The 12771-nt window shown below is 61.7% G+C and carries 13 protein-coding genes; 2 read left to right on the forward strand and 11 right to left on the reverse strand.

What is annotated here, in order from left to right:
• Nucleotides 1-69 precede the first annotated feature (69 nt).
• The 4 genes from motB to flhD all read right to left on the reverse strand — a co-directional run bounded on the left by motB (nucleotide 70) and on the right by flhD (nucleotide 3076).
• Nucleotides 70-1008 carry a flagellar motor protein MotB gene (gene motB, locus BUB23_RS19350; RefSeq protein ID WP_073106408.1) on the reverse strand — a complete coding sequence of 313 codons (939 nt, stop codon included), beginning with the start codon at nucleotides 1006-1008 and terminating at the stop codon, nucleotides 70-72.
• A gap of 11 nt (nucleotides 1009-1019) precedes the next feature.
• Nucleotides 1020-1892 carry a flagellar motor stator protein MotA gene (motA, locus tag BUB23_RS19355; RefSeq protein ID WP_073106411.1) on the reverse strand — a complete coding sequence of 291 codons (873 nt, stop codon included), beginning with the start codon at nucleotides 1890-1892 and terminating at the stop codon, nucleotides 1020-1022.
• A gap of 164 nt (nucleotides 1893-2056) precedes the next feature.
• Nucleotides 2057-2728 carry a flagellar transcriptional regulator FlhC gene (gene flhC, locus BUB23_RS19360; protein ID WP_084136136.1) on the reverse strand — a complete coding sequence of 224 codons (672 nt, stop codon included), beginning with the start codon at nucleotides 2726-2728 and terminating at the stop codon, nucleotides 2057-2059.
• Nucleotides 2729-2752: 24 nt separating this feature from the next.
• Entirely contained in the window at nucleotides 2753-3076 is a 324-nt protein-coding gene (gene flhD / locus BUB23_RS19365) for a flagellar transcriptional regulator FlhD (protein ID WP_073106415.1), read from the reverse strand.
• A gap of 422 nt (nucleotides 3077-3498) precedes the next feature.
• Here flhD and BUB23_RS19370 point away from each other — a divergent pair, with 422 nt between their 5' ends.
• On the forward strand, nucleotides 3499-4068 hold the full coding sequence (locus BUB23_RS19370) for a C40 family peptidase (RefSeq protein WP_245801324.1): 570 nt from the start codon (nucleotides 3499-3501) through the stop codon (nucleotides 4066-4068).
• Nucleotides 4069-4098: 30 nt separating this feature from the next.
• Here the strand turns inward: BUB23_RS19370 and BUB23_RS19375 are convergent, their stop codons facing one another.
• From BUB23_RS19375 to BUB23_RS19405, 7 genes are all read right to left on the reverse strand, one after another.
• Nucleotides 4099-5694, reverse strand: a complete 1596-nt coding sequence (locus BUB23_RS19375) for a glycerol-3-phosphate dehydrogenase/oxidase (RefSeq protein ID WP_073106418.1) — start codon at nucleotides 5692-5694, stop codon at nucleotides 4099-4101.
• 82 nt (nucleotides 5695-5776) lie between these two features.
• Nucleotides 5777-7507 (reverse strand): ABC transporter substrate-binding protein, encoded by a 1731-nt coding sequence (locus tag BUB23_RS19380; RefSeq protein ID WP_073106423.1) that lies wholly within the window; start codon nucleotides 7505-7507, stop codon nucleotides 5777-5779.
• Nucleotides 7508-7602: 95 nt separating this feature from the next.
• Nucleotides 7603-7911 (reverse strand): DUF2160 domain-containing protein, encoded by a 309-nt coding sequence (locus BUB23_RS19385; RefSeq protein ID WP_073106427.1) that lies wholly within the window; start codon nucleotides 7909-7911, stop codon nucleotides 7603-7605.
• Nucleotides 7912-7921: 10 nt separating this feature from the next.
• Nucleotides 7922-8737 (reverse strand): carbohydrate ABC transporter permease, encoded by an 816-nt coding sequence (locus tag BUB23_RS19390; RefSeq protein ID WP_073106432.1) that lies wholly within the window; start codon nucleotides 8735-8737, stop codon nucleotides 7922-7924.
• Nucleotides 8730-9623 (reverse strand): carbohydrate ABC transporter permease, encoded by an 894-nt coding sequence (locus tag BUB23_RS19395; protein WP_073106436.1) that lies wholly within the window; start codon nucleotides 9621-9623, stop codon nucleotides 8730-8732. Before BUB23_RS19395 ends, BUB23_RS19390 begins: the two co-directional genes overlap by 8 nt.
• Before the next feature lie 61 nt (nucleotides 9624-9684).
• Nucleotides 9685-10761: an ABC transporter ATP-binding protein gene (locus BUB23_RS19400; RefSeq protein ID WP_073106438.1), complete on the reverse strand. Its 1077-nt coding sequence runs from the start codon at nucleotides 10759-10761 to the stop codon at nucleotides 9685-9687.
• Nucleotide 10762: 1 nt separating this feature from the next.
• Nucleotides 10763-11845 carry an ABC transporter ATP-binding protein gene (locus BUB23_RS19405; RefSeq protein WP_073106440.1) on the reverse strand — a complete coding sequence of 361 codons (1083 nt, stop codon included), beginning with the start codon at nucleotides 11843-11845 and terminating at the stop codon, nucleotides 10763-10765.
• 138 nt (nucleotides 11846-11983) lie between these two features.
• On the opposite strand from BUB23_RS19405, the gene BUB23_RS19410 reads away from it, so the two are divergent.
• A complete protein-coding gene (locus BUB23_RS19410; protein ID WP_073106631.1) occupies nucleotides 11984-12748 on the forward strand; it encodes a DeoR/GlpR family DNA-binding transcription regulator in 765 nt (254 codons plus the stop codon).
• Nucleotides 12749-12771 lie beyond the last annotated feature (23 nt).

Here is a 12771-nt window from a genome sequence, read left to right on the forward strand (position 1 = left end):
CACGCCGGCGCGGCGCAAAGGCCAGACATGCCGCAGCCGCCGGACTGGCCGCGGCGCCTGCCCGGGCCGTTATGGCTGGGCAGGCGTAGCCGGCAAAACAGGCATGCCGGGCACATTGATCTGCGGCCCTGGCGCCGGTTCCATTATGTCTTTCAAATCGAAAGCGGTCGTGCCGGATGCATCTTGTTCGTCCATGCGCCGTTCAGCACGGCGATTCAGCACAACAATGCTGATACGTCTGTTAACGGCAGCCGTGGGATTATCTTTAATCAGGCTGACCGACGAGGACAGGCCCAGAATGCGCCTGACCTTGGCCTCGCTCATGCCGCCGGCGACCAGTTCCTTGCGCGCGGCATTGGCCCGGTCGGCGGAAAGCTCCCAGTTGCTGTACTCGCGCTCGCCGGTGGCATACTGAACCGCATCGGTATGGCCCGTAACGCTCAGGCGATTGGGCATCTTGTTGAACATAGGCCCGAGTTCGCGCAGGATATCGCGCATATAGGGCTGCACCTGCGCGCTGCCGGTCGTGAACATCGGCCGGTTGTACTTATCGATGATCTGGACGCGCAAGCCGTCGGGCGTCATGTCCAGCAGCAACTGCGGCCGGAACTGCCGCAGGACGGGATCGGTCTCGATCAGTTGCTCAAGCTCGGCTTTCAGATTCTCCAGCCGCTGCACGTCGCGCAAATCACCCTCGGTGTGCACATCGCCGCGCGATGGAATCAAATTCACATTGGGAATGACGCTGGGCGAGCCGCCCGGCACCACCGTGCTGCCGCTATCGTTCTTCGGCCCGCCGGTGATGGCTTCCATGAGCGGCATGCGGAAATACTCGGCGATGGCCTGCAAGTCTTTCTGCGGCACCAGCGACAACAGCCACATGACCAGGAAAAAGGCCATCATGGCGGTCATGAAATCGGCGTAGGCGATTTTCCAGCTGCCGCCATGCGGCACTTCATGGCGCGGGCGCCTGCGTCGGATAACGATCCGCGGCTCGGATTTCTTCATAAAGCTGCCCGCTACGCCTTCTTGCCGGGTGCCCGGGTTTGCCGCACATGGTCTTCAAGCTCCATGAACGAGGGACGCACGTGCGAATAAAGCACTTTGCGGCCGAATTCGACGGCGAGTTGCGGGGGGTAGCCGTTCATGCTGGCCAGCAGGGTGACCTTGATGCATTCCAGCACTTTCACCGAGGCGATGGAGCGCCGCTCGATGGATGCGGCCACCGGCGCCACGAAGCCGTAGGCCAGCAGAATGCCCAGGAAGGTTCCCACCATGGCTTTCGAAATCAGGTCGGCCAGGATGGCGGGCGGCTGGTCCACGGAGGCCAGCGCCTTGATCACGCCCAGCACGGCGGCCACGATGCCGAATGCCGGCAAGGCGTCGGCAACGGCCCGCAAGGAAATGGCGGGCACGTTGCGTTCATGGTGGTGGGCCTCGATTTCCTGGTCCATCAGGGCTTCGATTTCGTATGAGCTCATATTGCCGCTGATCATGAGGCGCAGGTAGTCGGTGATGAATTCCATCAGGCTCGAATCGCGCAGGACTTGCGGGTATTCGGTGAAAATCGGGCTGGTCTCGGGTTCTTCGATGTCGGATTCGATGGACATCAGGCCGTCGCGCCGCGCCTTGTTCAGCAGCACGTACATCAGAGCCATGAGCTCCATGTACAAATCCTTGCTGTAGGGGTTCTTCTTGAGGATGAGGGGAAACGCCGCATACAGCATCTTGATCGACTTGCCGCTGTTCGAGGCAAGGTAGGCCCCCAGCGCGGAGCCGGCGATCAGCACGAACTCGAAGGGTTGATACAAGGCGCCCATATGTCCGCCCAAGGCAACGAAGCTGCCAAAAACCGAGGCAAAAACAATTACAAATCCAAGCAGAATAAACACGGATACGCCCTAGATAAACACATGATGCATATGATCCCTGCTTTCGGCCGCACAAAAGCGCCCGTCAACGGGTGTTTTTGAGCCTAAATCCCGGCTCTGGCAAAAAAATCCGCCGCGGAATTCCGTGGCGGAGCACTATGGAAACGAGCCGGCACGAACCGCCGTCACCCCGATACGGGCAGCGATACCGAGGACCGTGGCGGGCGTTTCGGAACAGCGGGAGCCTTTGCCGGTGCCGCCTTGGCGCTTGCCAGGGCGGCGTTGACGGCCTTGAGCGGAATCAGCGGCTTGACGGCGGCGGCCGCATGCGCGCGGGTTTTGCCGGCGCGTGGCGGCGGACGGCAGATCGCGCATATGAAGCCTTTTTGCGGATCGTGGGCGTGAGCCACGAAGCCGCCCTTGCAGCGTTCGCAATACGACAGTTGCACCATGCTGCTGTCGAAAAAACGGATCAGCATCCAGGCCCGGGTGAAGCTGAGCACCGGTTCGCCCGAGGGCTCGTCGGCGCGGCCGGCCGAGGCCTGCTCGAGGTACAGCCGATAGGCTTCGACCAGGGCGCGCGACTTCTTGGCCGGCGTGTGGCTATCCATATAGCGGTAAACGCTGTAGAACACGCTGGAATGTATGTTGGGGAGCCAGGTCATGAACCAGTCGACCGAAAAAGGCAGCATGCCCTTGGGAGGCGAACACCCTTTCACTTCGCGGTACAGCCGCGCCAGGCGATCGTAGCTCAAGCCGGTTTCAGCCTGCAGCACCTGCAGGCGCGCGCCCAGTGTGATCATTTCCGAGGCCAGAAGTATTTCTTCGGCTTCCTTGGCCACGCTTTTTATTGCCATGATTTATGCTTTTCGGCCGTATCGCTATGCTGATTGCGTAGCGGCGCGCTGCGCCAGCAATATGGTGGAGTGCGCCTGCTGCAGCACGCCGCCGAGCACATCCTGGGTGAGCGAGGACAGCAAATCGTAGTCATTGAGGCGGAATCCGCAGATCAAAGAGCTGGAACCGGCCAGCTTTACCAACTGTGCCGGCGACAGGCGCAGGACTATGTCGGCGACATCCGTGTCGAAACCAAGGCGAAACATGCCTGCGGCATAGTTTTCGCGCAACAAACGTTGAGCCAGCATCAAGTAAGACAAATTGACTTCTTTAATGTCGCTTAATGACGAGTTGTCCGTTACGGGCATTACGCCCTCCTTGTTAGAGTCCGCTTTCTTGCAGGAAACAAATGGACTCGTAGCGAGTCCGGGAAGAAATACGTTTGTTTATTCAAACCGCTCTATGTAACGCCAGCTTTGCCAAAGTTCACGCATGTAACTTACATAAAACACTGCAACTCTGTCTCAACTATGTCGTTTACGAATAAACCGTAAAGCGATAGTATCAAATATCACTATAAATTTACATGACGTAAGTCAGAGGTTACAAAATATAAGTCTCAAAATATAAGACTGGTTACATACTTGTGTCATAAATACCAGCTTTCAATTTTTCCCGGGACAGCGTGAAAACGGCTAAAGAACGTGCTCTGTCATATATACCGCGATACAGCGCTGTGTGCATTTGTATACGCCTGCCGCGTGTAGCGGCTGAGCGCAATGGCCGAGCGATGGCTATTGTATCTGTGCTTGATTACAACAATAATGTCGGCATGATGATGAAAGCCCCCGCGCCGCCCCGGTCCGTGTACAGGCATCTGCTGCTCGCCGCGGCGGTATCGTCGATGCTGGCGGGATGCGCCGGCCCCGGCCGGCAGCATGGAAGCGCCGCATTTCGCCACACCATCGTGGTGGATCCGGCGCAGCGCACCGAGGTCGTCCTTACCGCCATGGCGCTATTGGAGTCGCCCTACCGGTACGGCGGCACGCATCCCGGCGGGGGTTTCGACTGCAGCGGCCTGGTGGCCTATGTATTTGGCAATGCGGCCAGCCAGCCGCTGCCGCACAACACGGCGCAAATCGCCGAGCTGAGCCGGCCGATATCGAAAAGGCAGCTCAAGGCGGGGGATTTCGTGTTCTTCAATACGCTGAACCGCCCTTTTTCGCATATGGGTATATATATAGGAGACGAGCGCTTCATCAATGCGCCGTCCAGCGGCGGCCAGGTGCGGATAGACTCGCTGCATAATCCGTATTTCGCCAAGCGCTTCGAGTCGGCCCGCACGCTGTTCGGCTCGTAGGCCGGGGGCCACCCGTCACCGGCCGCGCCATCACGCGGGCAGGCGCAGGTAATGCTCCGCAAGCCGCAGGAAGGCGTCGAGCTGCGGATCGACGCCGGTTTCCTCCCGCATGATGGCGGCGGCCGCGGGAGCCAGTTCGGCGGCCAGGCGGGCGTCCAGGAAAAGCAGGCGGGAACGCCTGGCCAGGACGTCTTCCACGGTGCGCGCATATTCATAGCGCGCGGCGAAGCGCAGCATGGCCACGCTCAAGCCGGGCGCCAGCTCCATGTCGGCGCCGGGCAAGGCCTCTACCCATTGCGCCTCGGTGCCATAGGCGTCGAGGCCCGGGGCGCTGGCCAGCGAGGCGCGGCCCGAGCCATCGGCTGCGGCGCCCAGCAGCAGGAAGTCGCTGGTCTCGGAAAGCGGCAGGCGCGGCAGCAAAGCGCTTTCGACGCATTTGTCGAGGACGTCCTCGGCCATGGCCCGATAAGTCGTCCATTTGCCGCCCGTGACGGTGACCAGCCCGCTGGGGCTGACCAGGACGGTGTGCTCCCGGCTGATTTTCTTGGTGCTGCCGCCCTCGTTCTGCGGCGGACGCACCAGCGGGCGCAGGCCCACCCAGATGCTCTTGACATCGCTGCGCCGGGGGGCGCGGCTCAAATACTTGGCGGCCTCTCCAAGTATGAATTCCACATCCTCGGCGAAGGCGTCCGGTTCGCGCGCAAGATCGCGCCGCGGCGTGTCGGTGGTGCCGAGTATGACCTTGCCCAGCCACGGCACGGCAAACAGCACCCGGCCGTCCTGCGTCTTGGGCACCAGCATGGCATGGTCGCCCGGCAGGAATTCCCGGTCCACCACCAAATGCACGCCCTGGCTGGGCGCGACCATGGCTTGCGTGCTGCGGCCAGTGGCGGCGCCATCCATCTGGCGGATTTCATCCACCCACACGCCTGTCGCGTTGACCACGCATTTGGCCATCACGGTATAGGACGCGTCCGTTTCGCTGTCCTGGCAGCGCAGGCCGGCCACCCTGCCCTGCTCATGGATGAGTTCCGTGACCGGGCAGTAGTTCAGCAGCAAAGCGCCCTGCGAGGCGGCCGTCCGCGCCAGGGTCACGGCCAGGCGGGCGTCGTCGAACTGGCCGTCCCAATACTTCACCCCCCCTTTCAGGCCCTGGGCCTTGATCCCGGGCAGGCACTGGCGCGTCTCGCCGGCATTGAGGAATTCGGTGGACCCGAGGCCGGCCTTCCCTGCGAGGGCGTCGTACATTTTCAGGCCGATGCCGTAAAACGGCGTTTCCCAGCATTTGTAGCCGGGCATCACAAATGGCAGGGGGCGGGCCAGATGCGGGGCGTTGTGCAACAAGGTGCTGCGCTCATGCAGGGCTTCGCGCACCAGGGCGATATTGCCCTGCGCCAGATAGCGCACGCCCCCATGCACCAGCTTGGTGGCGCGCGACGACGTGCCTTTGGCAAAGTCGTGCGACTCCAGCAGCGCCACCGACAGCCCGCGCAAGGCCGCATCCAGGGCCACGCCCAGGCCGCTGGCGCCGCCGCCGATAATCGCCAGATCGACCTGGCCCAGGCCCGCGAGCGCCGCCAAATGCCGCGCCCGGTCGGACGTCTGGGGGGAAACTATAGTTGTCATATAAGGAGGACCAGTGAATTCAAAACGGCTTATGGATGGCCGGGACGGGTCCGGGCCATCCATAAGTGTAAAACAGCCGGCCCTAGCGCACCCGGCCCGCCTTCCATGCGCTGAGCAAGGCGTCGTAGGCGACGGTCTCGCCCTTGGGGCTTTCATTGGCCAGCTTCTTCCATGGCGCTTCCTTGTCGCTCAGCCACTTGGACGGATCGCTCTTGGGATTGAGCTTGGGCGCGCAATGGCTCATGCCGGCGCGCTCCAGGCGGGCCATGACCGCGTCCATTTCGGTGGCCAGGGTGTCCATGGCCTGCTGCGGCGTCTTTTCCGCGGTGATGGCCGTGGCCACGTTCTTCCACCACAACTGCGCCAGCTTGGGATAATCGGGGACATTGGTGCCGGTGGGCGTCCATGCGACCCGCGCGGGGCTGCGGTAGAACTCGATCAGCCCGCCGTACTTGTCGGCATTTTTCGTGAAGTATTCACTGTGGATGTCGCTGTCGCGTATAAAGGTCAGGCCGACGATGGACTTCTTGAGCGATGCGGTCTTGGATGTCACGAACTGGGCATACAGCCAGGCCGCGGCCACTTTCTTGGGATCATGGTTCTTGAAGAAGCTCCATGAACCCACGTCCTGGTAGCCGTTCTGCATGCCGTCTTTCCAGTATGGGCCATGCGGCGCGGGCGCCATGCGCCATTTGGGGGTGCCGTCGTCGTTCACCACGGGCAGGCCTTTTTTGGTCATATCGGCGGTGAAGGCCGTGTACCAGAAAATCTGCTGCGCAATATGCCCCTGGGCCGGAACCGGGCCCGACTCGCTGAATGTCATGCCTTGCGCCTCTTTGGGCGCGTATTTCTTCATCCAGTCTATGTACTTGGTCAAGGCATAGACCGCGGCGGGCGAGTTGGTCGCCCCGCCGCGCGATACGGAAGCGCCCACCGGCGTGCATTTGTCGTCGGCGACGCGTATGCCCCATTCGTCGACGGGCATCCCGTTGGGGGTGCCTTTATCCGCGGTGCCGGCCATGGACAGCCACGCGTCGGTAAAACGCCATCCCAGCGAGGGGTCCTTCTTGCCGTAATCCATATGGCCGTATATGGTCTTGCCGTCCAGGGTCTTGACGTCGTTGGTGAAGAAATTGGCGATATCTTCGTAGGCGGTCCAGTTCACCGGCACGCCCAGCTCGTAGCCATATTTGGCCTTGAATTTGTCTTTCAGGTCCTGGCGGGCGAACAGGTCGGCGCGGAACCAGTACAGGTTGGCGAACTGCTGGTCGGGCAATTGATAGAGCTTGCCGTCGGGGGCCGTGGTGAACGAGGTGCCGATGAAGTCCTTGACGTCCAGGCCGGGGTTGGTCCATTGCTTGCCGTCGCCGTTCATGTAATCGGTCAGCGAGAGCATCTCGCCGTAGCGGTAATGGGTGCCGATCAGGTCGGAATCGGAAATCCAGCCATCGTAAATGGATTTGCCCGATTGCATGGAGGTCTGGAGTTTTTCGACGACGTCGCCTTCCTGGATGATGTCGTGATTGACCTTGATGCCGGTAATTTCGGCAAACGCCCTGGCCAGCGTCTTGGACTCATACTCGTGCGTCGTGATGGTTTCGGATACGACCGAGACTTCGTTGACGCCCTGCTCCTTGAGCTTCTTGGCCGCATCAATAAACCATTTCATTTCAGCCATCTGCTGGTCCTTGCTCAGAGTCGATGGCTGGAATTCGTTATCTATCCATTTCCGGGCTTCGGCTTCGCCGGCGTATGCCTGGCCGGATAGCAGGCAGGTTACGGCAAACGCCAGTGCGGTACGACGAAATAACATTGCTGTCTCCTCGGTAGAACATGTCCCCGCTTTATCTTCCCGCCGCGCCGATCCGGGGGATAGTCAAATCGCGCGACAACAGCCGCCCAACATCGCTAGCCCTTGCGCAGGATGAGCGCCAGGACCAGCATGGACACGACAAAACTGATCCACACACTGGGCTCCTGCTCCAGGCCGAGCCACTCGGCCAGTTTTTCGCTCAGGCCCAAAAAACCCAGATTGATATACGCGGCGATCAGCAGGCCGATGAACAGGCGGTCGCCGCGCGTCGTGGCTATCGGCAGGAAGCCCTTGCGCAAGGTGGTGGGGCGCCGCAGCTCCCATACCGTCATGCCCGCCAGCATCAGCCCAATGCAGATGAAGAACACCGCGGTGGGCAAAGTCCAAACCATCCAGTCCAGCATGCTGCCTCCTTTACACTCGGCCCATTGCAAAACCCTTGGCGATATAGTGCCGGACGAACCAGATGACGACGGCGCCCGGGATGATGGTGAGCGTGCCCGCCGCCGCGAGCGTGGCCCAGTCCATGCCCGAGGCGGAGACCGTCCGGGTCATGGTGGCGACGATGGGCTTGGCGTTCACGCTGGTCAGCGTGCGGGCCAGCAGCAGCTCCACCCAGCTGAACATGAAGCAGAAGAAAGCCGCCACGCCGACTCCCGCCTTGATCAGCGGCAGGAATATCGTCAGGAAGAAGCGCGGGAAACCGTAGCCGTCGATATAGGCGGTCTCGTCGATTTCGCGCGGGATGCCGCTCATGAAGCCTTCGAGTATCCATACGGCCAGCGGCACGTTGAACACCAGGTGGGCCAGGGCGACGGCCCAGTAGGTATCCATCAGGCCCAGGGTCGAATACAGCTGGAAGAACGGCAGCAGGAAGACCGCCGGGGGCGTCATGCGGTTGGTCAGCAGCCAGAAGAACACGTGCTTGTCGCCCAGGAACTGATAGCGCGAAAAGGCGTAGGCGGCGGGCAATGCCACGGTGATGGAAATGACCGTGTTCAGCACTACATAGATCAGGCTGTTGATGTAGCCGCTGTACCAGGACGAATCAGTGAAGATGGTTATATAGTTGTCCCAGGTGAAATTCTGCGGCCAGAGCGAAAAGCTGGACAGGATGCCTTCGTTGGTCTTGAAGCTCATGTTGATCATCCAGTAGATGGGCAGCATGGCGAACAGCAAATACAGCGCGAGGAAGATCGTGCGCTTGCGAAACCGCCGGGTCTCATTCATGGCCGGACTCCTTGTCCTGCGTGCCCACCCGCAGCATCCAGTTGTACAAAATGAAGCACAGCAGCAGGATGATCAGGAAGTAGATCAGTGAAAAGGCCGCCGCCGGGCCCAGGTCGAACTGCCCTACCGCTTTTTGCGTCAGGTACTGGCTCAGAAAGGTGGTGGCATCGCCCGGGCCGCCGCCGGTCAGCACGAAGGGCTCGGTGTAGATCATGAAGCTGTCCATGAAGCGCAAGAGCACCGCGATCATCAGCACGCCGCGCATTTTCGGCAGCTGTATATACCGGAACACCGCGAACTTGCTGGCGCCGTCTATGCTGGCCGCCTGGTAGTAGGCGCCGGGTATCGAGCGCAAGCCCGCGTAGGCGAGCAAGGCGACCAGTGGCGTCCAGTGCCATACGTCCATCAGCAGCACGGTCAGCCAGGCTTGGGTGGGATTGCTGGCATAGCTGTATTCGATTCCCATCAGCAGCAAGGCATGGCCCATCAGGCCGATGTCGGCGCGCCCGAAGATCTGCCAGATCGTGCCCACCACGTTCCAGGGAATCAGCAGGGACAGGGCCACCAGCACCAGCACCGCCGAGGACTTCCACCCCGTGGACGGCATGGACAAGGCCAGCAGCACGCCCAGCGGGATTTCCAGCGCGAGGACCGACAGCGAAAACACCAACTGGCGCAGCAGCGCGGCATGCAGGTCCTGGTCGCGCATGACGGCGCTGAACCATTCCGTGCCGACGAACACCGTGCGGGTCGGCGAGATGACATCCTGGACGGAATAGTTCACCACGGTCATCAGCGGCAGCACGGCGGAGAACGCCACGCACAAGACCACGGGCAGGATCAGCCACCAGGCCTTTTGATTGACGGGCTTCACATACAGGCTCATGCGGACGCTCCCGGCTTGCCGGCGGGCGCGGGCGCTGCCTGCGTATCGACGCGATGCTGGTTCATGCGATGAGCTCCTCGTTGCGGTAAAAGCAGGAATGCGGTCCAAGCACCGCAAGCCCCGTGGCGGCGCCGTGTTCCGGCAAGTCGTGCTCCAGGCCCAGGCGCGCGCGCACCAGGTGCTGGCCCACCCGCGCCGTCAATAATTGATAGGTGCCGACGTTCTGCACCTTTTCCACGGTCGCCGCCACGACCCCCGGCTGGCCGGGCGCCGCCAGGCGCGTATATTCGGGACGTATCCCCAATTTGAGCTGGCCAGCGGCCAGTTGCATGCCCGCGGGCAGCGCGACCGGCTGACCGCCCAGCAGGGCCATGCCGCCGGCGGCTTCGATAGGCAGGATATTCATGCCCGGCGAGCCGATGAAGTGGCCCACGAAAGTGTGCGCCGGGCGCTCGAACAAGGCTTCGGGCGTGCCCACCTGCACCACCTTGCCGCGCGACATCACCATGATCTCTTCGGCAAAGGTCAGGGCTTCGACCTGGTCGTGCGTCACGTAAATCAGGGTGAGCTTGAGTTCATGATGGATCTGCTTGAGCTTGCGGCGCAATTGCCATTTGAGCTGCGGGTCGATGACGGTCAGCGGCTCGTCGAACAGCACCGCCGATACGTCGGACCGCACCAGCCCGCGGCCCAGCGAGATTTTCTGCTTGGCGTCGGCCGGCAGGCCGGCGGCGCGCTGGTCGAGTTGATGGCTCAATTCGAGCATTTCCGCAATCTGCCCGACGCGCGCCTTGATCTGCGCCGCGGGAATTTTGCGGTTGCGCAGCGGAAAGGCCAGGTTTTCGCCCACGGTCATCGTGTCGTAGACCACCGGAAACTGGAAGACCTGGGCGATATTGCGTTGCTGCGGCGTATCCCGGGTCTTGTCGGCGCCGTCGAAGCGCACGCTGCCCTGGGACGGAACCAGCAAGCCCGAAATGATGTTCAGCATAGTGGTTTTGCCGCAACCCGACGGGCCCAGCAAGGCGTAGGCCCCGCCGTCCCGGAATGTCATCTTCAGAGGCAGCAGGGCGTAGTCCTCGTCGCCTTGCGGATGCGCTGCATAGGAATGCGACAGATCGAGGTCGATGCGGGCCATGTCAATGCGTCCTTGCCTGCGGCGGCGCAAGCAGCAAATCGCCGGCCGCGTCGAATACAAAAGCCGTGGACGGCGTAAAGTACAAGGCCAGCGCGGCGCCTATCTCGAAATGGTGCACGCCGGTCACCTGGGCGACCAGGCCCCCTATGCCGGAGCCCAGATGGACGAAGGTGTCGGAGCCGGAGATCTCCGCCAGCTGCACCTTGCCGTGCAGCGCGATATCGCCTTCGCGGCACTGCAAGCGCAGAGAACTGGCGCGTATGCCCACCGTGATATCGGCCGCGCCCGCCGCGGCGGCTTCCGGCAGAACCAGCGGCACCGGCACCTGGCCGGCCAGCTGGACACCGCCCGCCGCGCGCGCCGCCTTGATGAAATTCATGGGGGGATCGCTGAAAGCGCTGGCCACGCGGATCGAGCTTGGAAAATTGAAGACCTCGATCGCGGGGCCGTACTGCAACAGCTCGCCGCGATCCAGCACAGCCGTATAGCCGCCCAGCAGCAAGGCCTCGCCGGGCTCGGTCGTGGCATAGACTATCGTCGAGTCGCCCGCCGCAAACAACTGGCCCAGCTCTTCCCGCAATTCTTCGCGCAGCTTGTAATCCAGGTTGACCAGAGGCTCATCCAGCAGGATGAGCGGCGCATTCTTCACCAGGGCGCGGGCCAGCGCCACGCGCTGCTGCTGGCCGCCCGACAGCTCGGCCGGCAGGCGATCCAGGAACATGCCGATATGCAGCTTTTCGGCCAGGGCCTGGACGCGTTCGCCTATGTTCTTTTCGCCGCGCAGCTTCAATGGCGAAGCGATGTTCTGCCTTACGGTCAGCGAGGGGTAGTTGATGAATTGCTGATACACCATGGCCACATTGCGTTCGCGCACCGGGCGGCCGGTCACGTCGCGCTCATCGACCAGCACCTTGCCGCCGCTGGGGGCGTCCAGTCCGCCCATGATGCGCATCAGGCTGGTCTTGCCGGCCTGCGTGGCCCCAAGCAATACCGTTACCGCGCCGCTTTGCGGACGCAGGCTCATTTCATAGAGCCAGGTCTCGCTTCCCACCTTCTTGCTGATGCCGTCCAGCGCCAACTGCATGGTGATGTGTCTCCATTTCTGGTTCTATTTGGCGCATTATTGTTCGTTTACTATATATTTACCCTTGATGAAAACCCTAGGATCGATTCCTTTTGTTTCGATGTACATTTCTTTTGTCTTATCAATGAAGCGCGCAGCATGAATCCGAATCCTCGCCAGCTCAAGCTCCTGCAGCATGTGCATGAGCGCCATTCCAGCACTGTCGACGAACTGGCGACCCGATTGAGCGTAACGGTGCAGACCGTCAGGCGCGACGTGCAGCGCCTGTCGGAGGCTGGCCTGCTGGCGCGCTTTCATGGCGGCGTGCGCCTGCCCAATTCCACCATCGAAAACATCGCCCATCACCAGCGCGAGAACCTGCACGCCGAGGGCAAGCGCCGCATTGCCGAAACCGTGGCGCGGGCCGTGCCCAATGATTGTTCCTTATTGATCAATATCGGCACGACCACCGAGGCAATCGCCAAGGCGCTGATGCAGCACACCGGCTTGCGCGTCATCACCAACAACATCAATGTGGCCGCCATACTGAGCCGCAACCAGAACAGCGAAGTGATAGTGGCGGGCGGCGTGGTGCGCCCGCGCGACCACGGCATCGTGGGCGAAGCGACGGTGGATTTCATACGCCAGTTCAAGGTCGATATTGCCTTGATCGGCATATCCGGCATCGAGGCGGACGGGTCGCTGCGCGATTTCGACTATCGCGAAGTCAAAGTATCGCAGGCTATCATCTCGCATGCGCGCGAAGTATGGCTGGCCGCCGACGCCAGCAAATTCAACCGGCCCGCCATGGTCCGCGTGGCGCATCTGGGGCAGATCGACCGCCTTTTCACCGATGCCGCGCCGCCGGAGCCGTTTCCCGACCTGCTGGCCCATGCCCAGGTGCGCTGCGACATCGCCATCTGATACGAATCCGCCCGAAATCTCCG

This window comes from Pollutimonas bauzanensis, from assembly GCF_900129885.1.
GTDB lineage: Bacteria > Pseudomonadota > Gammaproteobacteria > Burkholderiales > Burkholderiaceae_B > Pollutimonas > Pollutimonas bauzanensis.

Excerpts from the sequence above, each read along its gene's own strand:
- BUB23_RS19375 (WP_073106418.1), bottom strand. The coding sequence starts at position 5,694 with ATGACAACTATAGTTTCCCCCCAGACGTCCGACCGGGCGCGGCATTTG.
- BUB23_RS19400 (WP_073106438.1), bottom strand. The coding sequence starts at position 10,761 with ATGGCCCGCATCGACCTCGATCTGTCGCATTCCTATGCAGCGCATCCG.
- BUB23_RS19380 (WP_073106423.1), bottom strand. The coding sequence starts at position 7,507 with ATGTTATTTCGTCGTACCGCACTGGCGTTTGCCGTAACCTGCCTGCTA.
- motB (WP_073106408.1), bottom strand. The coding sequence starts at position 1,008 with ATGAAGAAATCCGAGCCGCGGATCGTTATCCGACGCAGGCGCCCGCGC.
- BUB23_RS19370 (WP_245801324.1), top strand. The coding sequence starts at position 3,499 with ATGGCTATTGTATCTGTGCTTGATTACAACAATAATGTCGGCATGATG.
- BUB23_RS19390 (WP_073106432.1), bottom strand. The coding sequence starts at position 8,737 with ATGAATGAGACCCGGCGGTTTCGCAAGCGCACGATCTTCCTCGCGCTG.
- BUB23_RS19385 (WP_073106427.1), bottom strand. The coding sequence starts at position 7,911 with ATGCTGGACTGGATGGTTTGGACTTTGCCCACCGCGGTGTTCTTCATC.
- BUB23_RS19405 (WP_073106440.1), bottom strand. The coding sequence starts at position 11,845 with ATGCAGTTGGCGCTGGACGGCATCAGCAAGAAGGTGGGAAGCGAGACC.
- BUB23_RS19395 (WP_073106436.1), bottom strand. The coding sequence starts at position 9,623 with ATGAGCCTGTATGTGAAGCCCGTCAATCAAAAGGCCTGGTGGCTGATC.
- flhD (WP_073106415.1), bottom strand. The coding sequence starts at position 3,076 with ATGCCCGTAACGGACAACTCGTCATTAAGCGACATTAAAGAAGTCAAT.
- BUB23_RS19410 (WP_073106631.1), top strand. The coding sequence starts at position 11,984 with ATGAATCCGAATCCTCGCCAGCTCAAGCTCCTGCAGCATGTGCATGAG.
- flhC (WP_084136136.1), bottom strand. The coding sequence starts at position 2,728 with ATGGCAATAAAAAGCGTGGCCAAGGAAGCCGAAGAAATACTTCTGGCC.